24 protein-coding genes are annotated in these 22,626 nt (G+C 60.8%); 21 read left to right on the top strand and 3 right to left on the bottom strand.

Going from position 1 to position 22,626, the window contains the following annotated elements; all coding sequences use genetic code 11:
* Position 1 precedes the first annotated feature (1 nt).
* The 15 genes from ABDB81_RS08440 (at position 2) to ABDB81_RS08370 (ending at position 11,220) form a co-directional block, all read left to right on the top strand.
* Complete coding sequence (locus ABDB81_RS08440; RefSeq protein WP_137924282.1) at positions 2–721, top strand: PRTRC system protein B; 720 nt, start codon at positions 2–4, stop codon at positions 719–721.
* 1 nt (position 722) lies between these two features.
* Positions 723–1,364, top strand: a complete 642-nt coding sequence (locus ABDB81_RS08435) for a PRTRC system protein A (RefSeq protein ID WP_137924283.1) — start codon at positions 723–725, stop codon at positions 1,362–1,364.
* Entirely contained in the window at positions 1,361–2,164 is an 804-nt protein-coding gene (locus tag ABDB81_RS08430; protein ID WP_137924284.1) for a PRTRC system ThiF family protein, read from the top strand. Before ABDB81_RS08435 ends, ABDB81_RS08430 begins: the two co-directional genes overlap by 4 nt.
* 189 nt (positions 2,165–2,353) lie before the next feature.
* Positions 2,354–3,076 (top strand): hypothetical protein, encoded by a 723-nt coding sequence (locus ABDB81_RS08425; protein WP_137924285.1) that lies wholly within the window; start codon positions 2,354–2,356, stop codon positions 3,074–3,076.
* Between the two features lie 77 nt (positions 3,077–3,153).
* Positions 3,154–3,492: a DUF3085 domain-containing protein gene (locus tag ABDB81_RS08420; RefSeq protein WP_137924286.1), complete on the top strand. Its 339-nt coding sequence runs from the start codon at positions 3,154–3,156 to the stop codon at positions 3,490–3,492.
* Between the two features lie 66 nt (positions 3,493–3,558).
* Positions 3,559–4,332, top strand: a complete 774-nt coding sequence (locus tag ABDB81_RS08415) for a hypothetical protein (RefSeq protein ID WP_137924287.1) — start codon at positions 3,559–3,561, stop codon at positions 4,330–4,332.
* A gap of 149 nt (positions 4,333–4,481) precedes the next feature.
* Positions 4,482–4,955, top strand: coding sequence for a glycine zipper 2TM domain-containing protein (locus ABDB81_RS08410; protein WP_237380987.1), 474 nt, complete (start codon positions 4,482–4,484; stop codon positions 4,953–4,955).
* 163 nt (positions 4,956–5,118) lie between these two features.
* Positions 5,119–5,448, top strand: coding sequence for a hypothetical protein (locus tag ABDB81_RS08405; protein WP_237380986.1), 330 nt, complete (start codon positions 5,119–5,121; stop codon positions 5,446–5,448).
* A 278-nt stretch (positions 5,449–5,726) separates the two neighbouring features.
* The gene (locus ABDB81_RS08400) at positions 5,727–6,002 is read left to right on the top strand and encodes a hypothetical protein (RefSeq protein WP_237380985.1); all 276 of its coding nucleotides are present in this window, start codon (positions 5,727–5,729) and stop codon (positions 6,000–6,002) included.
* 10 nt (positions 6,003–6,012) lie between these two features.
* A complete protein-coding gene (locus tag ABDB81_RS08395; protein ID WP_137924291.1) occupies positions 6,013–6,486 on the top strand; it encodes a hypothetical protein in 474 nt (157 codons plus the stop codon).
* Between the two features lie 221 nt (positions 6,487–6,707).
* A complete protein-coding gene (locus ABDB81_RS08390; protein ID WP_137924292.1) occupies positions 6,708–7,100 on the top strand; it encodes a hypothetical protein in 393 nt (130 codons plus the stop codon).
* A 60-nt stretch (positions 7,101–7,160) separates the two neighbouring features.
* Positions 7,161–7,514: a hypothetical protein gene (locus ABDB81_RS08385; protein ID WP_137924293.1), complete on the top strand. Its 354-nt coding sequence runs from the start codon at positions 7,161–7,163 to the stop codon at positions 7,512–7,514.
* A gap of 63 nt (positions 7,515–7,577) precedes the next feature.
* Positions 7,578–9,128 (top strand): hypothetical protein, encoded by a 1,551-nt coding sequence (locus ABDB81_RS08380; protein ID WP_137924294.1) that lies wholly within the window; start codon positions 7,578–7,580, stop codon positions 9,126–9,128.
* Positions 9,129–9,589: 461 nt separating this feature from the next.
* Complete coding sequence (locus ABDB81_RS08375; RefSeq protein ID WP_160475173.1) at positions 9,590–10,561, top strand: DUF932 domain-containing protein; 972 nt, start codon at positions 9,590–9,592, stop codon at positions 10,559–10,561.
* A gap of 278 nt (positions 10,562–10,839) precedes the next feature.
* Positions 10,840–11,220, top strand: a complete 381-nt coding sequence (locus ABDB81_RS08370; protein ID WP_137924296.1) for a hypothetical protein — start codon at positions 10,840–10,842, stop codon at positions 11,218–11,220.
* A gap of 111 nt (positions 11,221–11,331) precedes the next feature.
* Here ABDB81_RS08370 and ABDB81_RS08365 read toward each other — a convergent pair whose 3' ends face one another.
* Genes ABDB81_RS08365 through ABDB81_RS08355 form a run of 3 tightly spaced genes read right to left on the bottom strand, consistent with a single transcriptional unit; the run spans position 11,332 to position 12,979 of the window.
* Positions 11,332–11,739 carry a polymer-forming cytoskeletal protein gene (locus ABDB81_RS08365; RefSeq protein ID WP_137924297.1) on the bottom strand — a complete coding sequence of 136 codons (408 nt, stop codon included), beginning with the start codon at positions 11,737–11,739 and terminating at the stop codon, positions 11,332–11,334.
* Positions 11,740–11,751: 12 nt separating this feature from the next.
* On the bottom strand, positions 11,752–12,351 hold the full coding sequence (locus ABDB81_RS08360) for a hypothetical protein (protein ID WP_137924298.1): 600 nt from the start codon (positions 12,349–12,351) through the stop codon (positions 11,752–11,754).
* Between the two features lie 25 nt (positions 12,352–12,376).
* On the bottom strand, positions 12,377–12,979 hold the full coding sequence (locus tag ABDB81_RS08355; RefSeq protein ID WP_137924299.1) for a hypothetical protein: 603 nt from the start codon (positions 12,977–12,979) through the stop codon (positions 12,377–12,379).
* 976 nt (positions 12,980–13,955) lie between these two features.
* Between ABDB81_RS08355 and ABDB81_RS08350 the strand changes: the two genes are divergently transcribed.
* The 6 genes from ABDB81_RS08350 to ABDB81_RS08325 all read left to right on the top strand — a co-directional run bounded on the left by ABDB81_RS08350 (position 13,956) and on the right by ABDB81_RS08325 (position 22,307).
* Positions 13,956–15,209: a hypothetical protein gene (locus ABDB81_RS08350; RefSeq protein WP_137924348.1), complete on the top strand. Its 1,254-nt coding sequence runs from the start codon at positions 13,956–13,958 to the stop codon at positions 15,207–15,209.
* 96 nt (positions 15,210–15,305) lie between these two features.
* The gene (locus ABDB81_RS08345) at positions 15,306–16,763 is read left to right on the top strand and encodes a metallophosphatase family protein (protein ID WP_137924301.1); all 1,458 of its coding nucleotides are present in this window, start codon (positions 15,306–15,308) and stop codon (positions 16,761–16,763) included.
* A gap of 178 nt (positions 16,764–16,941) precedes the next feature.
* Positions 16,942–17,457 (top strand): hypothetical protein, encoded by a 516-nt coding sequence (locus ABDB81_RS08340; protein WP_137924302.1) that lies wholly within the window; start codon positions 16,942–16,944, stop codon positions 17,455–17,457.
* Positions 17,445–19,769 (top strand): AAA family ATPase, encoded by a 2,325-nt coding sequence (locus tag ABDB81_RS08335; protein WP_137924303.1) that lies wholly within the window; start codon positions 17,445–17,447, stop codon positions 19,767–19,769. The genes ABDB81_RS08340 and ABDB81_RS08335 overlap by 13 nt, the downstream gene beginning before the upstream one ends.
* Before the next feature lie 297 nt (positions 19,770–20,066).
* Positions 20,067–20,351, top strand: coding sequence for a hypothetical protein (locus ABDB81_RS08330; protein WP_137924304.1), 285 nt, complete (start codon positions 20,067–20,069; stop codon positions 20,349–20,351).
* Between the two features lie 24 nt (positions 20,352–20,375).
* Entirely contained in the window at positions 20,376–22,307 is a 1,932-nt protein-coding gene (locus ABDB81_RS08325) for a phosphoadenosine phosphosulfate reductase family protein (RefSeq protein ID WP_237380984.1), read from the top strand.
* Positions 22,308–22,626: the final 319 nt, after the last annotated feature.

Raw genomic sequence — 22,626 nt, 5'->3', positions numbered from 1 at the left:
CATGGCCGAAATCCTGACCGCCTCGCGGTCGCATGAAGTGGCCCTCCAGGGGGCCATTTTGCTTTATGGGGAAGGGCCGGGGCAGTTTTCCTATGCCACCGCCCATCGCATCGAATCGGAAGCATCCGGGCGCCCGGTGATTGGCGCCGGTGTGCCACTGAATCGCATGGCATTGATCCACGCAGTCCGCGAGGTAGCAGAGCACGCCCTTCCCAAGGGCGAGTTCCTGACACCCAACGTGCTTTCGATCAGCACGAGTGCGGTGACGTGGTGGTGTCCAGCCAAACGCCGTCGGGTGTTCTTCAAGTGCAAGGAGCTGGGTGAGCGTAGCGCCATCGTTGCGCACCCCGCGCTGGTCTTCCAGGCATCGCAATCCGGTTTCAAGGTCTTCGCCCTGAAAGGGGAAGAGCGCCCGGTACCGGAGAGCGTGTTGTTCGAACCGCCGTACTTCAACACGTGGGACCACGGCAAGATCTGCATCGGCTCAGCACACGTGCCAAAGCAGATCGACGTTGCCTCGATTAAGGGCTGGGAAGACGGGTTCTTCAACTCGGCATTCACCCATCCCAATCACGGCGGCAAGCGCGTCAAGTACGAGCGCGGCGCCTATGCCTTCTGGAAGGACATGCTGGACGGTCAGTTTCCTGACTTTCCCAAGCACGTCCTCGTTTCCATGAAATCCACGCTGGCCGATCTGATCGCCGGCAAACTGGAGAAGTAACATGCATCCTGCTGACGCTGCCCTGCAGCAGTCTTTTCCGTCCGTGATGGTCCCGCGCTTCGGTGCGCTGGCCACTATGGAGCGGCCCGGCGAGCGCTTGCTCATCGCGGCCAACGGTGTTTTTCTGGAAATCGTGCGGCCCTGGCTGCGCGTCGTTCGTCGTCTCGGTGCCTTCCAGTACCGCACGGCGATCCCCTATGGCGAGGTGGCTGAAGCCACCGAACTGCGCTGTAGTCGAGTTCCCGCCGACCTGATCGGCGAGTTCGCTGCGATGGCGCGTGCTACGCACCCCAAGGAAACGGGCGCGTGGATTGTCTGGAATGCCGCAACGGCGGCATTCCGACTGGTCCCCGTGCAAATCCTGGAGCATAGTGGCGGGCACCTCAAGTATGACCGTCCGTCGCTCCGAACTGGCGAGGTCCTGGTAGTCGACTGCCATTCGCATGGTTGCCATCCGGCGGGGTTTTCCCGAACGGACAACGCCGATGACCAGCACGACGTGAAGTTCGCGTTCGTGATGGGAAATTGCCAGGCCGCGGTGCCATCGCTGGCACTGCGTCTCTGCGCCAAAGGGATCTTTGAGAACGTGGAGAAGGTACCGGCTGAATGGTACGAGGCCGCGCGCGAGGAGGTCTTGGCATGACCTTCGCACATCGCATTCCGCAGGAGATGACCACTCGCGCATGGGAAGTAGCGGTTGTGGGCGCTGGCGGTACCGGAAGCGCTTTGCTGCCAAACCTTGCGCGGCTGCATCACGCCATGCTGGAGCTTGGCCATCCTGGGGGTATTGACTGTACGGTCTACGATGACGATACCGTCAGCGAGACCAACGTCGGCCGCCAGGGGTTCTACCCGGTTGATGTGGGACAGCCCAAAGCGACGCTGATCGTGAACCGCCTGAACAACCTGATGGGTACGCGCTGGCAAGCGCAGACCCGCCGGATTGGAAGCGGCGACCGCTTCGCGTGCGACATGGTGATTGGTTGCGTCGACACACGGGGCGCTCGCAAGGCGATCCTCGGCGCGATGCAACGGGGTACCGGTGGCTACTATATCGACTGCGGCAACGAGTCTGATCGCGGCCAGGTGATTCTTGGGCAGGTGCGTGGCAAGGCAAAGGAACGGCTGCCCCACGTGGGCGACCTGTTTCCGGAGCTGCTGGACCCGAAAGGGGACAAGGCCGACACCGCGCCATCGTGCTCGATGGCGGAGGCGCTGCAGAAGCAGTCGCTGGTGATCAACTCGGTGATTGCAGTACAGGCGTACAACCTGTTGTGGACGTTGTTCCGCACGGGGACGCTCCAGTACTGCGGTGCGTTTGTAAATCTGGCGACGGGGCGTACAAGCCCGCTGCCGCTGGATCCGGGTGCATGGGAACGCTTCGGCTATAAGCTGGGTGAGACTAAGGCTCGTGCCAAACGCAAGACGCGCCAATCCGTTTGAACAGCCACTCCCATTGCGGGAGTGGCTTTTTTCTTTTGTGCGCTCGTTGCAGGACGGCAGGCCTGGCTGCTACTATTGCGCCACACCTCGCGCTTCCGGCGCATCGACCCGTGGCACTAGGCCACACATTTCATTATCCCGTTGGGGCACTTGCCCTGGCGGAGTGCTCCATCCTCTTCGGAGCACTACATGAGCATTTCCACCCCTCAAGTCCCGGCCCAGTCGGCCTTTCGTCGCATTTTCGTGACGGGCCCCTGGCTGTCTGCTGGCGTTATCGCTACTGGTTATTGGAACGGCAAGCCGTGGCACACGCTGACATATCCCATGTTTAGTCGTGCGGATGTGCAGCGGCTTTGCGAGCTGTTGCCGGATCTAACCTTCAGTGAGTCGCGCAATGCGGTGCGGCACGTCGAAGGAAGCCGTACCGAATGGTTTGACGCCGAACCCCACATCGTCGACGGAAAGCTGATGGATCTCTACGCCGTCGGTTTCGGTTGGGGATGGCAGTTGGCGCGTCACGATACCGTCCCTGCCATTCACGGGCAGTCGTTGCACGTGATGGTCCGAACGGCGGCACTCGAATGGATGCAAGCTCTGGCAGACGAGGATCACGTTGCGCTGTGTGCGTATGCGTCCTTCCGGTTGTCCGGCTATATCGAACAGCGCCTGGACTGCCGTCGTCGGCTGGACCTGTCTCGGTTCGATGCCGTGCTGGCCATTGCAAGCCAGCGGCTTCCGTTGCCGGGAGCGGTTCGGATTGCTGTGCAGTCCAGCGAATGGATTGCCGTTGTCGACGCGCTCACGTATCTCGCCGATGGCGAGGGATTCAATGCGTTGCCGCAGCAAGCGCGGCGCGAGCGAATCATCGAAGCGATGCTGGACCAACTGGCCCGCGAAGTCGGCGGCGTCTGAGTTTCTAACCTTCTCTTTCACCCATCGCGGGCACATCCCGCTGGGGGAGTGCTCCGCCCATCTCTAGGAGCACTTTCATGCCTCAGATCACTCTTTCCCGCACGCAGGTCGCATCGCTCGTCGCCTTCTGCGATGCGGCTGGTTCGGACCAGTTTTTCATCGCGAAGGACCACGGTGCGTATGTCGGCTACAGCACGGGTGCCACGCCCGATAAGCAGTGCCTGTTCTATTTCAAGGGCTGCAATCCTGCGAAGGACGCCGATTTCTATGAAAACGCGCGCCGCAGTTTCGGTGGCGATGACTTTGGTGAGCACTTGCCGCTGGTCGACTTGCGCAAGGCGCTGGAAATCCCTGCGACTCAGAAGGTCCGCATCACCGTGAACGCAACGTCAATCCGCCTGGACTCGTTCGCCTGACCCGCAATGCGAAACGTGCCGCCTGGCCTTGTGAGGCGGCGCGTCTCCTTCCTCTTCTCTCCAACGATGAACGCTAGAAAGTTTCTTCTCACAAATATTCGTCTCGCCGTTGGATTCTGCGGCGTTGCTTTGGCGTCGCGCGCCTTCCGATACTTCGAATACAAGGGCTACTACGCGGCGGATTGGCTAGCCATTCCACGGGAGCTCATGGCCTGCGGCGAGCATTTCCTTGCCGCCATCGGGTTTCCGGCCATGCTGGTAGCAATCAGCTGGTTTTTCTGGGGTGTTGTCCGCTCGCGCACAGTCGCTGTTGATTCTCAGGCGATGAGGCGTGTCGACGACTATGCGGCCGCCGCCTTGATTTTTGTGCAAGTCTTCGTGTACATGGGCTACGCGGCGTATTGGGAATTTGCCTCGCATGGGGCGGTCGGCGCGGTAACGGGCAAGCTGGCCAACCAGTTCGTCTTCGACGTCTACGGGTTGGCACAATACCTTGCCATCATGACTGCCAAGCGCGCATTTGCATTGACGCGGCAGCTCGGTCGCGAGGTTTCCGTTCCGGGCTTCCGGTTCTTCGGCGCTGATGCTGGAAGCTTGCGCGGTGCGACGGTCGCTGACCTCGCACGGTACCACGGTCGCTATCCGCGGCTCGGGCTGTACATCACCATGCATGACGATGAAAGTGGAGAACCGCTTCCGCGACTGGTATTCGTCTCGGGGGGCGAAGAGATTTTCAACCCCCTATGCGGTTCCCCGCTCTGGCTCCATGCAGACCCCGCTGCGGAGTACGGCATCTCACTCGTGGATGCCCTGGCAATCGCGCGCATCAATCGTTGCTGATTCCTGTAACGGCTGCTAAGATTCGTGCACCTACCGCGTCTCAGACGCATCGACACTTCCGGTTGTATAGCCGGACAGCTTTTTTCTTCTCCCACCTACGGGCCTTCCTGCCCGTGGGCATGTTGGCCCTTTTTTCATTTGAGGCCATCATGTTCAAGCGCATCGTTTCGCTTTTCCTTTGCTCGGTCATCTTCACCGGCTGCGCTGTCCAGCAGACGTCTCCGAATGCCTATCGCAGTTCGGAAGCTCTGCGCACTGGCGCCGTTGAAGTTGTCACTGTCGTCCGTGTCCGCCAGGTCACGATCGTCGACAGCGATGGCTACACGTCGGCCAATAGCGGCGTCCCCGGTATCGTTGGGGCGGTCGTGGGTGGCCTGCTCGGTGCCCGTGTCATTGGCGGCGGCAATGGACGTTACATTGCCGGCGCGATGTCCGGCACGGTGTCGGCTGTTGCAGCGCAAGCTGTGGCTAGCCGCATGAACCGCCGCGAAGGCCTGGAAGTCATTGTCCGCAAGGAGAATGGCAGCCAGATCGCCGTCACGCAGGATGCCGACCAACAGTTCGTCACGGGGCAGCAGCTCTACCTCGTGGCGTCCGGTGGCGGTTACCGTCTGACGCGCTAATTCAATCGGGTTCCAGTCGGATCCCCAAATTCTTTCACCTTCCCCGCACGGAGTCCCCGTGCGGGGCTCCGTGCGTCCATCGGAGCTATTTATGCCACCCGTGGCAGACGCACCCCCGAAATTCTCGCCCGTCCTCACCGATGGCAAATCGATTGCAGAGGTCTTGGACCAGATCACAGCGGCCCTCCGGGGTACCGAGCTGGAGCCGGAATGGCTGGATTCCGCCAACTTTCCGGGCGATGGCAACGAAGCCCTGTATGGTCCTAAGCCGGATCGGCCGTGGCCGAAACTCGGCGCACGCGATCGTCTCGCCGTTTCTCTTTACAGAGGGACGTCGGAAGGCTGGATTGTCTATGTTGACCACATCGGCTATGCCGGTGAGGCTCCAAAGCGCACGACAGCCCTGCAAAAGCTCCTGATCGGCAAGACGTTGTCCCAACAGCATGGCTGGGATCTCGTTCGTGCGATCAGTAAATTGCTCGACGTCACCTGACATCGCAGCGTGCATGCCCGAGAGGGCTTGCCCAAGCCCTGAGGCTTCGGCAAGTCGTTTTCACCCGCGTCACTGACGCATCGACCCATGTCCGGCATCGTCCGGACCACCAACCCAGCTGGGACACTCGTCCCATGGGGAAGGGATGTCCCGTCTATATCGAGGCTCCCATGAAAGTCCCCAAGTCCTTTACCCGTCGGCACCAACCGACCAATTCCACAGCCTGCCAGGCAATTCGTCGGGATGCTTGCCGTGTTCTCCGTCGTTTCGCCGGCGACATGGCGCTCAGCCCGCGCGAATACACCATCCGCGAGCATCGCCAGCGTCGTCGCGATGTCAACGTGTTCGCGTTGCATACCGACTCGCTGCTCATCGAGATCCAGCATCCCGCTGGTGCCGAAGGTGGCGTGCTTATGTCCTACCGGACATGCCGCGGTCGCCATGACCTCACCGGCGGCCGAGATAACGCGGTCAGCGTTGATTCGCTGGCCAGCGAGCAAGGCTACGCCAATCTGGTCGCTACGCTGCGCGTGGTGGCCGGCCGGCGCGGCTGAGGAGCTGCTCATGTCGCGCATTGCAAAGGTGGTTTTTCGCGCCACGAACGGGGTCGAAGTCTCCTGTTCGGTCCGGTATGAAGGTTCACAGAATCTCGTCGCCGTGCCGGCGCGTATCACATCGTTGGTCGAGCAGATCGGCGCCAGCGGTGACGAGCATGTGCTTCTGCTTGTCGAGCGCGGCTTCGAATACCCGCTCGTTCGTGACGAAACGGGGGCGTACCGCGTCGACCGCTCGCATGCCACGCGTCCCGGGTTCCTGGACGAGCTCAAATCCTCGGTCATTGCACCGACGAAGGACCAGCGCCTGCAGCATGGCCGCTATTGCCACACGCTGTCGATATCGGCGGTAGTTGGTGCTGTTGGCTACGGAGCAGGCTTGCCTGGTTGGACCGCAACATCCGTCGTGAACTGCGCAAGCCTTCTGGCGTTCGGTGTTGTACTATTCGCCGTAGGCGCTGTCCTCTCTAAAGGAGAAAAGTGATGTTTGGACCATTTGTTCTGTTGCTGGGCCTGCTGATCGCGGCATACATGCTGTGGGCTGACCGCAACGGCCGCCGCATCCACAAGGACTAGCCAATCCCTTCTCAGGAGCCGATTCGTCGGCTCACCGCTTGAACGCACCCCTCGGGGTGCGTTTTTTGTTTTCTACACCCACACGGGCGCCGTCCCGTCGGGACGTCTCCCATCCAAGGATGCATCCCGATGAACAGTACCGTCTATGGCGCAGGCCTGGCCAGCTACCCGGCTGGCGTCCTGCTGCGCGCCAGCGTCTATTCGACCAACCTTCGCGCAGCCATTTCGTTTGTCTGCGCTGATGACGACATGCCCTACGGCGTGCTGTCGGTGAATCTGCCTGATGCCACGCTTGCCGACGACGAGATCCTCGTCACGGACGATTGGATCCTGCCCCTCGACCTCAAGGCTGCCTTGCTTGAAACCGGCAAGTTCGTGCAAACCGGCCGTTGGAACCAGGTCGGCTTTGACCGGGGCGAAGTCTGGCGCATTGTCGATGCCGAAATCCTTACGGAAGTCGCGGCGGCACGTGTTGTGGCCAGTCGTGGCAAAGCCGCGCGGCGCTCGGCCGTCGTCGCCTGACCGATCCCTTCAACCCTTGCGGGCCCATCCCGCAAGGCGGTGGGCCTATGGGAGATTCCCATGCCCATCACCATCGACGGAACCGGTCTGGCCGGATCGCCCGGTCCATTGCACATCGCAGCGGAGGTCTATGCAGTCAACGACCGCCCTGCGTTGTCGCTGGTCGAAATGACGACCGGCGATATCTACGAGACCTTCACCGCTAACGTCCCCAGCGAAACGCTTGCGGACGATGAGGTGATCGTCGGCATCTGGCGCCTGCCTATGTCGACCGTGGTTGCGCTGCTCGACTCAGACTGCCTCCAGCCGACTCGCACGATTGCCGTCGGCAACCTCCGGGGTGCCATCTGGCGCATCACTTCCCCCGAACTGCTACAGGCGATCCACGTCGCGAGAGCGGCAGAGCCTGCATAAGCCATCCCTTCCAACCCTATCGGGGCATGTCCCCGAAGGGGCATGCTCCGTCCTGGAGCCACTATGTACGTCATTCACATCGGCCAGCGCGCCGAACATCGCACGACGCTCGCTGGCGTGCTGCAGTATCTGAACGATGACCGCGACGGCAAGGCTGCGCCGCGTGTCGAAGATATCGCAGTGCGCCACGTTGAACGCGGTGCGATCCCTGTCGAACGACTCGCCAGCGGCAATTTTGCCGTTCGGCCGGCCGGTACCCGCCGTGCCATCCTTTCCCTGATCCTCGACGAGGTTGATCGCTTCATTGTTCGTGTCGGCGGCAAGATCTTGCGCCCCCACGAGATGAGCCGCGCCGCCTGGGGCGCCGTGGTGGCCGCCGGCCGCCTGGCGTACTTTCCGGCAGAAGCCATCGATATGTCCCAAGCCGACGCCGGGCCGCTGTTCCAGACAGTGGACCTCTTCGAAGACCAGGGGGATTTCGACATTACCGACTTCATTTGCGGCGAGTTTTTCCGCCGCTTTGGCTATGGCACGAACGGGCCGTTGTATCACCCGACCGCGCCTCCCAACTGCCGTCACGAAGTCCATGTTGCTTATGCGCTGATGCGTGGCGAAAAGGTGCGCGAATGCATCATCAACACCTATCGCGACAACCCGCATCACGCCCGCTCCGAGTTGTGGATGCGTCCGTTGATCGAGGTGCCGGCGCTGCGCGGGGCATTGTCGCCCAGCGTTCTGCAAGCGCTCTGCCAAACCATGCGCAGCGAGAAGCTGGAAATCACGACACACAACGTCGGCAAGCTGATCGCTGCGCTGCGAGACGTGCCGCGCGACGGGAACTATGTGCACGTCGACGACGCGCTGTACGCGGCCGGCATCCTGCCACCGCGGACCATGCCCACACCCAAGCCTCTGGAGGGAGCGAACGCTCAGCCGGCAACGAAGCTGGCGGCGCGAATTCGCACCCTGATTTGCCAGCGGCGATATCAGGAAGCTGTGGACAGGGCCGGTGCAGAGCGCGAAGCGTTCAACATCAGCCAGCGCGAACTGGATCGACGATTGCGGGCGGCAGTGATCGAGCGTGACGGGTATGGCTACGAGTGGCCCAATCGGGTCGCGCTGGCCGTCATGGAGCGCAATATCGCGGTGGTGCTGGACATCTTCGACGGGCCCAAAGACTGGAACACCGAGTCGAAGCGCGCACTGCGCGATGAGTATGGTGTCGATGTCCTGCAATGCACTTCTGCCGAGCGGCGACGGCGCCTGTTCGACCTGTGCGGATTCTCGCTCGCCGAGCAAGCGGAGTGGGAAGCCCAGGCTGCCATATCAAAAGCGCGCAAGCGGGCTGATAGGGTGGTCGCAGACGCGAAGTCGCGCGCCGAGGGCACGACCTACCGACTCGAAACCGGTCAGGCCATGAACGGGCGCGAGTATGTTGACTTCTGCATCGCTGCGGGCTTCTCGCGGCTCCTCGACGAGCGGCGGGGAAGCGTCACACGCTACTGGATTCACGATCCGGTGAAGCGGATCTCGCGGCCGTTGCGCGCCAAGGACGGTACGCTGGACTACGCGCGCGCGCGCCTCGAGCAAAACGCATCTGAGGCGATTGCATGATTATTACCCCCCCGGCCGTCTTGGCTGGGGGTTTTTTCTCAAATCAGCTACCCAAATGCCGAGCTTTCGACGGGTGCGCGACACCGCTTTCGCGATAGCCTTAGCGATACCGACAGAGCTCTGTTTGCACTGAAAACCGTTCAGTCCAAACCGAGTTTTACCCGCGTCTCCGACGCATCGACCCAAACGCCGGCACGCCGGTTATCTCTTGAAACCGCCCACAGGGACCGCTCCCTGATGGGACGGCTCCGTGGGCATCTCCACGATTCCGATGTACCTCACCTTGCTGTAGCCACGCGGCGCGTTGTCACTCATCGCTGCCGGCGGTGATGGCGAGCGTCTCCCAGGCGACCGCGCTTCCGGCCCGGCCGTCTTTCTCTTCTTTTTTCATTCCCTTTATTTCATTTGCGATCGAAAGCACTGGCTCTCGCTCGCGCTATTCCATTTCTAGGAGCAATCCCATGTCCCATCTCGTTCAAACGATGGCTTACGCTGGCGCAACCCCCTGGCACGGCCTGGGTAACCGGTTGGCCGAGCATCAGCCGCTCGAAGTCTGGGCCGAAGCCGCAGGCATGAACTGGCGCATCGAGGAGACCGACGTGATGTTCCGCGTTGGCACGCATGACCTCGATCCGATCAAGTCGTTCCCTGAGCAGAAGGTGCTGTACCGATCCGACAACGGCAAGCCGCTGTCGACGGTATCGCAGCGGTACCAGGTTGTCCAACCCGCCGAGATCCTAGAATTTTATAGGGACCTTGTTCAGGTAGGCGGATACCAGTTGGAAACGGCTGGTGTGCTGAAGGAGGGCCGCAAGCTCTGGGCGCTCGCGCGCACAGGACAATCGGCCACGCTCAAGGGCGGTGACGAGGTGCGCGGCTACCTGCTGCTGGCCACGGCCTGCGACGGTACGCTGGCCACCACTGCTCAGTTCACCTCGGTTCGCGTGGTGTGCAACAACACGCTGCAGATCGCGTTGGGCCGCAACCGTGGCGCCGTGAAGGTGCCGCACCGTAGCCAGTTCGATCCGCGCGCCGTGAAGGAAGAGCTTGGCATTGCCATTTCGTCGTGGGATGGCTTCATGGCCAACATGCACGAACTGGCCGACCGCAAGGTCAGCCAGGCCGAGACGGAGCGGTTCTTCCAGCGACTCTTCACCTACTCGACTGCCAAGCCCTCGGACAATCCCAAGATGAATGAGCGCGGCCTGAAGGCAGTGCTCAGTCTCTTCGAAGGTAATGGCCGCGGTGCAACGCTGCAATCGGCTGCAGGCACCGCCTGGGGTCTCGTGAACAGCGTGACCGAGTATGTCGATCACCAGCAGCGTGCACGCAACCCTGGCAACCGTCTGGATTCGGCGTGGTTCGGCCCCGGCGCAATTCTCAAGCAGCGCGCTTGGGACGCAGCCCTCGAACTCGCAGCTGACGCGGCCTAAGACCTTCGGGTCTGGAGCCCTTCTACTAAACCCGACCTCAAGCGATCTGCTCCGATGCCGTAGTCTGGTATTGGAGTGGTCGTTTCAGGTATGAAGCCCCGGCTGACCCCGGGGCTTTTTTCTTTTTGGGAACTCCATCGTCTATTACTTACGCCGCATTGAAGCTCATGAGCCGGATTGTTCCATTTGCCAAGATAATCGCGTTGCGCGACGACCTTGCATATGGCAATAGGATTCGACGTGGCTGCGTACGACGGGGAGGGACCAGGGAGCATGCCTTGGAATCCCATCCACTACATATCAAAGTCGACAGGCTGCCGCGACACGGACTTGCCGTTCGCGTTGAAGAGTGGCTATCAAATGTACGACTTCAAGAACAATTCGATTCATTCGATGCTTGGCTCAGAGTTGCTGCGACGCCCGCAAACGGCGCTATCGCAGGGATCTGCATCGAGCAGGACTTGTTGGAGTTTGAACTGCGCCACGGAAAGCGTTACCTCATAGAGGACTACGTGAGGGGTGCACGAAAATTTGATTGCATCATCGACAGCCGCGTACCGCTTGTCGCCTTTCTTGATGCAGCAGACCATCCAGGACCCTGGATCACAGTCAAAAGGCTCTTCACAGTCGAAGAGATCGTCAGCATGAAGCAACTGTAGCGGGAATAAAAAGGGGCCGACACACTCGTGTGTTGGCCCCCTATTTTTGCTTGCTACCTTAGAAAGACGTTGCTTTTGTGCTGCCTTTTCGGGATTTTACGATGAGCACGCTCAGACTTTGGCCTCGATGGTCTCGCTTTCCATCGCTGTCGACGAAGCGATCGTCGCTTCGGTCGCATCCGTGCAAAGCGTCGATGAGACGCGGCTAATTGTGCCATCGAGAGACGCGGAGACGCCTAGGCGTATCGTGCCAGCGTACATGATGCGGCCTTTTACCTTGCCGTTGATATGAAGCGATGTTCTTGCTGCGACGTCGCCCTCAACAGTGCCGTCAATAACGACGTGCTCGCCTTGCACCATACCTCGGACCAGTCCCTCCGCTCCGATGTGTACCAACCCCCGCGATGCGCGTAGGTCTCCATCAATGAGCCCGAAACAACTGATGCCGTGATCTGCAACGATATCTCCGTGGATGCTGAGACCTGGTCGGATGAGGCTGAAATTTGCTGGTTGTGTCATTGGCCAATGCTCTCAGAAAAGGGTGATCTCATTGCCTTGCTGCTTGGTCGGCAATACCGCTTTCACAGGCTGATGAGACGGCGCAGTTTGCTGGACGGGGTGGGGCGCATTCGTGACCTGCGGCTTCTTCGGCGGTAGCTTTACCTCAGGCCGCTGCTCGGCGGGCTGCTCCTGAGTTGTTGTTGCTCGGACGTTCGTGGCTTGGCTCTGCGGCTCGATGACGACCGGTGCGGAGGCTGGATCCGCTGGCTTGCCAGGCACAGCTGCGGAAGCTGCCGGCCACTCGTGGTCCGATGCTGTTACGCCAGTACGGTTTTGTAGCGCAGCTGCCTGCTCGCGCTCTTCCACCGGTTTGCGCTTCTGTGAAGATCCCATCCAGCTCCCAATGCCATAAGCAGCGGCCGCCATAACGAGGACAAGCCCGACCAACAGGGCTTTACGTTGCAACGCGCCGAGGTTCCCCTGACTTTCGCTGGATGTGTTCGGTTGATCCGGGCCGGGGAGAGCGTGAACCCCAGGGGCCATGGAGATGGCGTCGGAAGACTGAACGTCGATGGTAAGGGGCGGCTGAGCGTATTGACTATGAAGCTTCTGCAGTTCTTGAATGTCCATTATTCATGCCTATTCGTTGATCGCCTTATGCTCCGTCAGACAGCTTGCCATCCGGGGAGAATCTGTCGTTATCGGGGATGCAGAGCCGATGAATGGCTCGAATGTGCCGAGCCGCGCCAAGAATGGCGTCGTCTTTTTCTTTGTCGTTGATGGTTTGGGCGACGTAGGCGCCGAGGGCTCGATGTACTAAGCGATCATGCTGGTTCAGCAATCGGATTAGCCGGCCGGCAAGCGGGTGGGTCACAACGATTTGCCGATCACTGAACTTCATGCTGATGTACCGGCGAGGCTTGTCCTCGATCCAGCTTAGCTTTTTGTCCATCCATTGCTGAGCTTCACGGAATGCCTCGTCCAGTGCGAGCGTTTTTGACTTACTAGCAACAGAAAACTTGGCTGCACAAAAGTTGTAGTCGCTGCGAAGGAAGTTCCGTACGAAGTCTGTGCAATAGGCGATTTCTGTGCCGCTATCCGTTTGAGGAACGATCTTCGAGACGCGCGTCTCGCTAAGCATTCGCCGGATCGGCTTCGGGCCCGAGCTGGAGGCAGGGGAAGGTGGCACGTCACCGGATGAAACGACGGGTACCGGGCGCGGTTCACCATCTGGCAGGTGGTGGGAGGGTTCGGCCATGTTCCATGTGTTATAGGATCTCTCTCAGTAACAAATTGTGAGCGAGAATTGGCCGAGACCGCCCCGAGAAAGCTATACGAAATTCGCGAGCTTTTTGACTTTTTTTAGGAGGCCTCTGTGTCAGAATTCAATCACACCTCGCGTCTCTGACGCATCGACCCCGACTCCTCGTGAGTCCATCTGTTGAATCAAGTCGTGCTTCTGTGCACGCGCCGACTGGTTGGCTACCAGTGTGGATACTTCTTGTGCTAAGTGTTTTCGCCGAACACTTCCCCCTCATCAGCTCGTAATACGCGTTCCTTGCTGTGCCTCTTCATGAGCGCACGCAGGACACCGTTCGAGCCTGGGACCATGTGGAGCTCTCTCAAAGGCCCCTCCTAGGCAGAACGGCAGACGTCGAGCCGATCCGTGAACCTGCGGCCGAACCTGTGGGTTCGCGAAAAGGGTTGTTGTGCAGCGTGACCATGCTGCACGAGGGCGACTTTACGTCCTCAACATAGAGCAGCGCGCATTCGTGCGCCGCTCCCTCGATGCCACGCCCCCGGAAGGGGCGTGGCGTTGCAGGTTCCTGTCTAACAAAGCTCGCTGCCGGCGCAAACCGGGGCGGGCTTTTTTTGTTTCTGGATGAGAGACCTCGATTCCAGGAGCACCCGATGCACCACCAGAACGCCGAGATTTCCGCCGCCATCGCGGCAACGCTGAACCTGCGCCGTCCCGAATATAAGGACATGCCGCAGGCGTGGCGGGCACTTTGTGAGGCGGCTCACGTCGCCGGTCTACCGGAAGCCGCGAGAGCGAACTTCCTCAATCTAGTAACGACCCAGCGCGGGGCAGACACAGCCTTGCGCCTTCGGGAGCATGCTGCGTCCATCCGGGCGAATGTCGTTCGTTTCCTTGATAGGAGAAAGAGCGAATGCATGCACCCATCACCTACAGCGAGCCCGGCGGACGCCGAAGCCTGCTAGAAGAGCGGCCCATGCGGCCGCCTGTCATTGGCAAGATCCGGCCCGGCATCAAGGTCCTGACCAGAGCTGCGCGCGACAAGCCCGAAGCCGTGAGGATTCACGATGCCGGACTGGCCAGAGGCGAGAGCTTCGAGCGCATTTCGGCCGACATCACCAGGGCGACTGGCATCAAGACGCCGATGGTTCCAAAAAACGTCCCGTGGTTCACCTGCCGGGGTTCTGACTTCGCCAACCCGGCGCTGGCGCAAGACATCGTGCAGCGCTACGGCGAGGACCGAAATGATGGTCACGGACGGCGACTCTGGCGCTTTCCGTTGGTCTTTGCGTTCGACGATTGGCTGAGCAACATGCCCAACCAACTCGTTGCATGGACGAAGAGCGGCAGGCAGTACTTCTCGGAGTACGGCCCTGACGGCAGGCGCTACTGCAAGATGTACGCTGCGCCCGTCCGCGATGCGCGGGCCGACCGTGCAAAGCGCACGTGGAACGGCCGCACCGTCATCCTGCGTCAGGACGAACACATCCAGGATGGCATTTGCGATCCGCAGGAGTGCCCACAGTACCAAGCCGGTAACTGTAACCTCTCGGCCAGTTTCTTTTTTGCCGTGCCCTCCGCTATTGGCCTCGGTCTGATCGAAATGCCCACGACCTCGATTTACGTTCTGCAAAAGGCTCACGCCGCCATGCAGACCGTTTTCATGGCTCGCGGCAAGCTGGTCGGCATCAAGTTCTGGATGTCGAAACAGGAGATCGAGATCAGCCGCATCGATGACTCCGGTCAGCCAGTGCGCCAGATGCAATGGCTCATCACGCTCGACGCGGAGATCGACATCGCTGCGTTGCTTGATGGTTCGGACAGGCGCCCGCCGGCATTGGAGATGGCAGAACAGGCCGCCTCGATGCTCGAAGGCGACCGGGAAGATCCTCTGCCAGATGACGGCCAGGCCGATGACGCCACCATTACGCCGCAGGCCGGCGCAACGGAGATTGGCGTAGATCAGGCCGCTAGCTCGGCACCCGCGTCCGATACGGCGGGTACCGAGAACCTGGAGAGCGAATACCTCGATCTCGTGAAGCGCCTTGGGCTCAACAGCGAGGATGGCACCCGCCAGCTGAAAGCCTTTGCAGCGGCGACCTTCGGACGTGGCTGGTCCAAGCGGGATCAGGATGTGCGGCGGTTCTTGGCTGAACTTCGCACTGCGCTGGCCAATCCGATGGCATTCCGTGAGCAGGTGGCGGCCATCGCCGCCGACGTCGCTACGTAACTATCGCCAGCCTTGTGCCGGCAGTTGAGGGAAGCCCACGGGCTTCCCTTTCTTCTTTCTTGCCGCATGCCGGCACATTCCCTTGGAGGTTCCACAATGCTCAACGATGGCGAAAGCCTGTTGGCTGCGCATTTCTCTGATTTGCACTACTCCCCTGGTCATCTGGCCGAGGCGGATCGTTGTTTTGGCTTCGCTGTAGAGGACGCGATCGCAAGTCGCTGCCAGGTGGCTGTGGTGTCGGGCGATTCGACCGACCACCGGCTCGATGCCCACACGCCGGCACTCTCGGCGCTGGCGCGGCGCATCCATCAGTTGTCGGCCCACTTGCCGGTCATCATGCTGCAAGGGACCTTTAGCCACGAACCGCCCGGCACGCTGGATCTGTTTCGACTGATCGGCGCAAGTTATCCCGTGTACGTTGCGGATCGGATTCACCAGGTCGCGCTCGTTGGCGGGGCTTTCTTTCCAAGCGATGGAGCGATTTTCAGCCAGGTTGAAATGGACCGGCTGCTGACACAGCACGGTCTGCCGGACGTTGTGTTCACCTGCGTGCCAACGGTCAACAAGGCTGTGTTGGCGGCCGCGGCTGGCGTGGCAAACGCTGCGACGGCGGTGGGTAATCACCTGGCTGACTATCTGGCGGCTGCGGGTGCTGTGAATCGTCAATGGCGGTCGCAGGGCGTTCGCACGATTGGTGTTTCACACGGTACCGTCAACGGTTGCCAGACGGAGCACGGCGTGCCGATGGCCGGACTCGACCACGAGTTCACTATCGGGGCACTGTTCGAGGCCAGCTGCGACGCGTTCATGCTTGGCCACATTCACCGGGCCCAGCAGTGGGAACGTGAGGGCAGGGTGGTTGCCTACCCGGGCTCAATCGGACGGTTCCACTACGGCGAGATCGGAGCGAAGGGGTATCTGCAGTGGCAGGTTTCACCGGGAGAGGCGGTAGCCACCCAGGTGAAGACGCCGGCGAGCGAGGCCGTCTGCATCGACTTCGACGGGCCGCCTGACATGGCAAAGCTTGCCGAGATTGCTGCCGATGCTGCCCACAAGTACGTGCGCGTGCGGTGGACAGTCAACGAGGAGCATCGTCAACTGGTGGATCGTGAGGCCATCGAAGCGGTCTTCGCTGCCAGTGCGGAAGTCAAGCTGGAAGCACGTGTGCTGCCGGCTGTCCGCAGTCGCGCCGAAGGTATCAGTCGGGCCGCAACATTGTCCGAGAAGGTTGGACGATGGTGCGAACTGACGGGCGTCGACGCGAATCCGTTGCTGGACAATCTTTCGATGCTGGAAAACCTCGACGCACAGGCGATTGCCGATCAAGTGCTTGCTGGTCTTGCGGAGACGTCCATCCCTGTAACGCAGGAGGTCCGCGTTGTGGAAGCTGCCGCGCTGCCCTTCATTGCGAAACTGAGCGAGTTGGACCTGGATGAAACCGCCGTCGCACCCGAGGCGACGTCTGCCTTGTTGGAATCGCTAGCGGAGCCGGTAGCACCCATTGCCACCGCGGCGGCGCCAATGAACTGGTTGACCGACGATCTTTTTGCGTAGCGATACGCCAATCCCTAGAACATTGCGAAAGCCATGTTCCGACAGCCTTTGAGGTTGTCGAAAACTGGTTTTACCCGCGTCCCTGACGCATCGACCCCGCAGTATCCATTTCTTTTCTATCTACCCAGACGGGTGCTTCCCGTCCGGGCGCACTCCGTCCGACTCTGGAGTGCTCAACATGATTCTCTACCCGGCTGGTCCCCAATGGCTCTTCATTGAAGAGACCTTTATCAACCGCTCGGACATGGCCAAGCGCCTTTGCGAGCAGCACGGCTTTACGCAGTGCATGATGTATGAGCCGTTCGGCCCAGGCCGCGGCGCTGTGATCGCCAAGCGCGACCACATGCTGGTGATGGCCTTGGGTGAGGCGGGTGGCAACACCTTCTTTGCCGTGGCGCCGTCCAAGGAACTGCAGGAATTGATCTGGTCGTTCTCCAACGGCCTGGCATCACAGTGGAGCGAGCTGGAACTGCGAGCCCTCACCGGCCATCAGGACTGGGACGCCGTGATGAAGCTCGCAGGCAAGCAATTTTCAACAGCGCGTCGCTCCGTCGAACGTGCGGTCGCCGGTAAGCCTGAGCAAGATGCACCTTCGCTGCCCGATGTGCCGCAATGGGACGAGAGCGCGATGGAAGTACCGTCCGACTATCTCCATTCTTTCAACGGCTCGGAGGTGTCCGAATGCGCCCACTGAAGCTGACGCTTGCCGGATTCCACGGGATCCGCGATGGTATGCATCGTGATAGCGTCACCGTCGACCTGTCGACGCTGCCCGGCGGCCTGATCGCCCTTGTCGGCCCCAACGGGGCAGGGAAGACGACGATCATGGATAACCTGCATCCGTTTCCTATCATGCCGAGCCACGCGAGCAAGATGTCGGCCGACGCGTTCTCGTACTGGGACCATCTCTGCGCCCCGCGCGCAGAGAAGGACCTGGAATGGGAGCATGGCGGCAAGACGTACCGCTCCGCGTTCGCTTTTCGTAACCCTGGCAAGAGCCGGAAGGCCGAGTATTACCTGTTTGAGAAGCACGCCGATGGCGATTGGAAGCCGGTGCAACTGGCCGACGGCACGCTGTCGGACGGCAAGGCGGACACCTACAACCGGTGTCTCGAAACCGTCTTGGGGTCTCTCGAGGCGTTCTTCACCAGCGTTTTTTCTGCTCAAAACAGGCGGCCGCTCGCCAGCTATCAACCTAGCGAGATCAAGAAGCTGCTCGCCGAGCTGCTCGGGATCGATCACTTGCGCGACTTGTCGGCGAAGGCAGGCGAGGTCGCCAAGCTGCTTACCCGCTCGCTCGACACCCTGCAGCGCGACGTGCTGACCCTCACGGGCAAGCGCGATCGGGCAGTGGTCGTGGCGCGCGAGATCCGGCAGATGGGTGAAGGCCTGGACGCCGAGCGAAATGCACGTGACAGCGAAACAGCGAAGGGTGCGAAGCTGCTGCAGGAGCGCGCGACGCTGGCGGCGAAGCAGGCCGCCAATGCCGGTACCGAAGCGCGGTTGCGGGAACTGAACCAGCGCAAGGGCGAGTTGGACCAGCGTGCAACATCGCTGACCAACGATGAACAGGTCGCCGCCGGACGTGTTACGACACGCCGGCGCGATTTGGATCGGCAAGTGGCAGGCCATCGTGCGGTATTGGCGGAGGCCGCAGACATTGAGGCGGCATCCGGCGAACGAGACGTTCTGCAACTGGCTATTGGCCGGAGGCAGGACGAAATTGCCAGCCAGCGCGCGATCGTGGAGAAGCTCGACGCCGTTCAGGTCGAGCACGCGGCGCTGAGTACAGAGCTCAAGGGCCTGGAGCAGCAAGGCGTTGCAGGTGCGAAGTTGGCCGATTCGTTGAAGCTGCAAGCCGAGGTCATCGAAGCGGTCCCATGCCGTGATGATCCCATGCACGCCACGTGTCCGTTACTGGCACACGCTCGTAATGCCAAGGTGAAGCTCGGAGAGCAGGTGGTGTCGGTGAAAGCACTGCGCGAAAGCTATCGAAAGAAGCTGGAGCAGGTGCAATCGATGCAAGGTTCGCTATCTGAGCGTGCCACGGCACGCGCTGCACTGTCGGCATTGGAGGCTCACCTGGTTCGTGATCAGCAACTGCTGCAGCGACTCACGGCAATGGCTGCCAAGAAGCCGTTGCTGGACGCCGCGCGTGAAGGACTGGCGCAGGCCGAACGCGATCTGACGGCATTGAGCGAGGAGGATGCGTCACGCATTGAGCGCCACAAGCGCGATATCGCGGACGTGCAATCCCAAGTCGAAGCGGTGCGTCGGGAACTGGCGACGCTGGCCACGGAGGACGTGACCGGCATACTGGCCCACATGGACCGCCAGATTGCCGCCAGCCGGGAGGCTGTCGCTGCGATTGCCGGCCGGATTGAAGCGTTGATTCGGCAGGAGAGCATGCTCGTGTCCGAGCGCGAGCGTCTGGATGTTGAGCTTGTCGGCATGCCGAACCTCGAAGCCAAGGCGCAGGCGCTGTCCGACCAGATTGCGCAGTGGAAGCTGCTCGCGAAGGGCCTGGGCAACGATGGCGTGATCGCGCTGTCTATCGATGACGCGGGCCCGGCGATCACTCAGATCGTCAATGACTTGCTCCTGGCCTGCTACGGACCGCGATTCACCATCGCGATCCAGACACAGACAGCGCTGGCCAGCGGCGAACTGCGCGAGGGCTTCTCTATCAACGTGATCGACGCTGACAACGACACCACGAAGGAGTTTGGCGTGATGTCGGGTGGGCAAAAGGTCTGGATCAACGAGTGCCTGACGCGCGGAATCGCCCTGTATCGGGCGCAGGATGCGCAGCAGCCTTTCCAGACGTTGTTCACCGATGAAGCGGATGGCCCATTGGATCCGGAGCGCAAGCGCGCCTTCATGAAGATGAAGCGCGAGGTGCTGCGGGTCGGCGGTTATGAGCGGGAGTACTTTATCTCGCAGACGCCAGACCTGGTGGACGACGCCGATGGCGTCATCGATGTCGTTGCGCTGGCGCTGCAGTAGGTCCGGCGCCATTCGTTAACCACATGCCCGCTTCCCGAAAGGGAGCGGGCATTTCTTTTGTCTCCAATGTCTAAGGAATGTCTTGAAGATGTCTTCGCCCAACTCCGGGCCGAGGGCATCGAGAGCTACTGCCAACAGATCTGCGGCGGCGGCTACTGCGGCACTGGACCAGTTTGCCAGTACGGCATCGATGCCAAGACTGAAATGCCGGTTGGCTTTTATCCCCCTTCCGAAGGGCTGCTCTTGAGCGCCCTCGATCCGTTAATCATTCAGGCATAGCCCAGTTACACCGAAAACATGTCTAAGGTATTCGTCACGGCCGAAGAGGCTGAAAAGTTGCTGCCGCGGCGCCGGAAGATCCACACGTTTATCCGCATCTTTGGATGGCAGGGTGACAACATGGATCGCGAGGCGCTGCTAAAAGTGTTCCAGTCTGCCAAGAACGTTGAGGTCTCCCAAGACGCCGCCTGCTTCGATCACTACCTTGCGGTAAAGATCGACGGCATGGTGACGTACATCGAGACCAACCTGAAGGCGCTGGCCAAGTTCGGTCTGCTGCCTCCCGGCCGCAAAGCCGCCTGACGGACTTGGCGGAATCCAAGTTCGTTGCAATACCTACATGCCTATGCATCCCATCCGGGGCGCATAGGCATTTTCCTTTTCGCTTCCGCGATGTTCTGTGACGACGAGACGCCGTCGGTCGACACGCTATTTCAACCCAACGGGACCAGTGCCCGTTGGGTGCTGGTCCTTATCGAGGACCATATGGAAACCATTTCTCTATTTCCGCAGGGCGCATGCGACCCGGTGGACCGTAAGGCCGACAAGGCGATCGCAGCCATCGTCGCCTTGTTCGCCGCCCGTCATCCTGTCGTCGTTGCGTACAGCGGTGGCAAGGACAGTAGCGTCGTCGCAGCCCTTGTATTGCATGCTGCGCTATTGCATCACAGCGCCGGCGGCAAGCCGATGGTTGTCGTGACCACGGGAGACACCCTCGTGGAGTCCCCGGAAGTCGCGCAACACTATCGCGCGGAGCTGCGCCGTATGCGCGCATTCGGGAAGGCGCATGGCATCACTGTATCGGCGCATATCGTCACGCCGTCGCTGGCGTCGACATTTCAGGTGAAGGTGCTCTCTGGTCGTGCGTTGCCAAGCTTTCCTGGCGCGCAGGGCGACTGTTCGACCGACCTCAAAATCGGGCCGCAGCGGAGCTTTCGGCGGAGGCTATTTCGTGAGCTTGAACAGCAGGGGCTCGCGGAACCGGTGACCTGCCTCGGCAGCCGATACGATGAAAGCACGCGACGTGCGGCCGGAATGCGGTTGCGGGGAGACACTGACATCACGGCTTCACGCAACAAGGATGGTGACCTGGTCATCAGTCCGGTGGCCCATTGGAGTGATGACGACATTTGGGAAGCCGTGGGGCTGTATGCAGGCGATGCGCGACCTGGGTACTCGGATTTCGAAGAAATGCGGCGGATCTATGCCCATTCCGTCGGGACTTCGTGTGCTGTCGTGGCTGATGCGATACTGGACGGTAGCGGTACCCGGCGGCAAGGCAAATGTGGTGCGCGCCTGGGCTGTCACGTCTGCCAGATGGCCGAGGACAAGAGCCTCGCAAACATGGTGGCGTACGACGACCGGTACGCGTATGCCGCAGGCCTGCAAAAGCTGAATCGCTTCATCCGGGCGACTCGGTACGATTGGTCGCGGCGCCACTGGATCGGTCGCACCATTCGAGGTGGCTACATCCGGGTGATGCCCGATACGTACCATCCCTCGATGTTGCGGGCGCTGACTCGCTACATGCTGCAGTTGGATTTCGACGAGCAGCGACGGGCTGCAGGCGTTGGCGAGCGACCAAAGTTTCAGTTGCTGCCCCTCGACATGATGATCGCAGTCGACGCAATGCAGTCGCTGAACGGAGTTGCGAGGCCTTTCGCAGCCTGGGCCGACCTTCGGGACATTCAGGTTCGCGGAGTCCGGTACGACGTGCCGGAAGTGCCCGACGCTCCGCAGTCTGCGATGCCGATCGCACGATACTTGCACGTCGGCAGCGAATGGGACGACACGGCTCCCGATGCCGATTGGACCGGATTGCGCGATCCTATGCGTGAGGCCTTGACGGAGGGGAGTGCTTGCCAGTCGAATCTGACAATTGCGGCGGACGGGCGGGCAGTGCTGGACTTTCAGACGGCCCAGCAGTTTGACGTCGACGCCGAAGCTGCGCACCTCATTGCGGAGTTCGAGACTGATCGGCTGCTTGATATGCACGACGCAGACGGCGGGCCAGGCTCAGTGACGGCGGGGTATCGCTGGTACGCGAACTACGGCTGTTTGACGCTTTCTCACGCGCAGAAGGTCGAGCACGACGATATCGCTCGACGAACTGCGTTTAAGGACCGCCTGGGTCTGACACTGAGCTACGACGTCAAGAACGTCGTGGCCAGGTCTGTCTCGCTTGAGGAGCTCCCACCTACGGCGAGTGCCCATTGGGGACGCTATGGTAGTGAACAGGCGCAACTTGCCCTTTGCTAAGTCCCTTCAAAAAGCCCCGGCGTCCTTGCGACGTTCGGGGCTTTTTCCTTGTGAGGCTAGGCCGGATATCGCCCCCGCCCATGTATCTGTTACGGGGAGGCAGCTAACAGCCGACAAGTGTCCGACATCCGTGAGCTCCGGTTCCGGCCCCTGGTGGCTGGACGTCCCTTTTCAGTCGGGCAATTGGCCCGCCGCCGATCGCGCAATTCCGACCCAATGCGGTTTCGAACCTGTTTCATGGCTGTGCTCAGCGGAGGCTGGCATACAGTCCGGGTAAATCAGCGGTAGACTTCTGCGTCATGCACAAAGGACGAGCGAT

Source organism: Cupriavidus sp. DL-D2, from assembly GCF_039710735.1.
Classification (GTDB): domain Bacteria; phylum Pseudomonadota; class Gammaproteobacteria; order Burkholderiales; family Burkholderiaceae; genus Cupriavidus.
This window is presented reverse-complemented; position numbering and strand designations above follow the sequence as displayed.

Excerpts from the sequence above, each read along its gene's own strand:
- ABDB81_RS08440 (WP_137924282.1), top strand. The coding sequence starts at position 2 with ATGGCCGAAATCCTGACCGCCTCGCGGTCGCATGAAGTGGCCCTCCAG.
- ABDB81_RS08435 (WP_137924283.1), top strand. The coding sequence starts at position 723 with ATGCATCCTGCTGACGCTGCCCTGCAGCAGTCTTTTCCGTCCGTGATG.
- ABDB81_RS08430 (WP_137924284.1), top strand. The coding sequence starts at position 1,361 with ATGACCTTCGCACATCGCATTCCGCAGGAGATGACCACTCGCGCATGG.
- ABDB81_RS08425 (WP_137924285.1), top strand. The coding sequence starts at position 2,354 with ATGAGCATTTCCACCCCTCAAGTCCCGGCCCAGTCGGCCTTTCGTCGC.
- ABDB81_RS08420 (WP_137924286.1), top strand. The coding sequence starts at position 3,154 with ATGCCTCAGATCACTCTTTCCCGCACGCAGGTCGCATCGCTCGTCGCC.
- ABDB81_RS08415 (WP_137924287.1), top strand. The coding sequence starts at position 3,559 with ATGAACGCTAGAAAGTTTCTTCTCACAAATATTCGTCTCGCCGTTGGA.
- ABDB81_RS08410 (WP_237380987.1), top strand. The coding sequence starts at position 4,482 with ATGTTCAAGCGCATCGTTTCGCTTTTCCTTTGCTCGGTCATCTTCACC.
- ABDB81_RS08400 (WP_237380985.1), top strand. The coding sequence starts at position 5,727 with ATGGCGCTCAGCCCGCGCGAATACACCATCCGCGAGCATCGCCAGCGT.
- ABDB81_RS08395 (WP_137924291.1), top strand. The coding sequence starts at position 6,013 with ATGTCGCGCATTGCAAAGGTGGTTTTTCGCGCCACGAACGGGGTCGAA.
- ABDB81_RS08390 (WP_137924292.1), top strand. The coding sequence starts at position 6,708 with ATGAACAGTACCGTCTATGGCGCAGGCCTGGCCAGCTACCCGGCTGGC.
- ABDB81_RS08385 (WP_137924293.1), top strand. The coding sequence starts at position 7,161 with ATGCCCATCACCATCGACGGAACCGGTCTGGCCGGATCGCCCGGTCCA.
- ABDB81_RS08380 (WP_137924294.1), top strand. The coding sequence starts at position 7,578 with ATGTACGTCATTCACATCGGCCAGCGCGCCGAACATCGCACGACGCTC.
- ABDB81_RS08375 (WP_160475173.1), top strand. The coding sequence starts at position 9,590 with ATGTCCCATCTCGTTCAAACGATGGCTTACGCTGGCGCAACCCCCTGG.
- ABDB81_RS08365 (WP_137924297.1), bottom strand. The coding sequence starts at position 11,739 with ATGACACAACCAGCAAATTTCAGCCTCATCCGACCAGGTCTCAGCATC.
- ABDB81_RS08360 (WP_137924298.1), bottom strand. The coding sequence starts at position 12,351 with ATGGACATTCAAGAACTGCAGAAGCTTCATAGTCAATACGCTCAGCCG.
- ABDB81_RS08355 (WP_137924299.1), bottom strand. The coding sequence starts at position 12,979 with ATGGCCGAACCCTCCCACCACCTGCCAGATGGTGAACCGCGCCCGGTA.
- ABDB81_RS08350 (WP_137924348.1), top strand. The coding sequence starts at position 13,956 with ATGCGGCCGCCTGTCATTGGCAAGATCCGGCCCGGCATCAAGGTCCTG.
- ABDB81_RS08345 (WP_137924301.1), top strand. The coding sequence starts at position 15,306 with ATGCTCAACGATGGCGAAAGCCTGTTGGCTGCGCATTTCTCTGATTTG.
- ABDB81_RS08340 (WP_137924302.1), top strand. The coding sequence starts at position 16,942 with ATGATTCTCTACCCGGCTGGTCCCCAATGGCTCTTCATTGAAGAGACC.
- ABDB81_RS08335 (WP_137924303.1), top strand. The coding sequence starts at position 17,445 with ATGCGCCCACTGAAGCTGACGCTTGCCGGATTCCACGGGATCCGCGAT.
- ABDB81_RS08330 (WP_137924304.1), top strand. The coding sequence starts at position 20,067 with ATGTCTAAGGTATTCGTCACGGCCGAAGAGGCTGAAAAGTTGCTGCCG.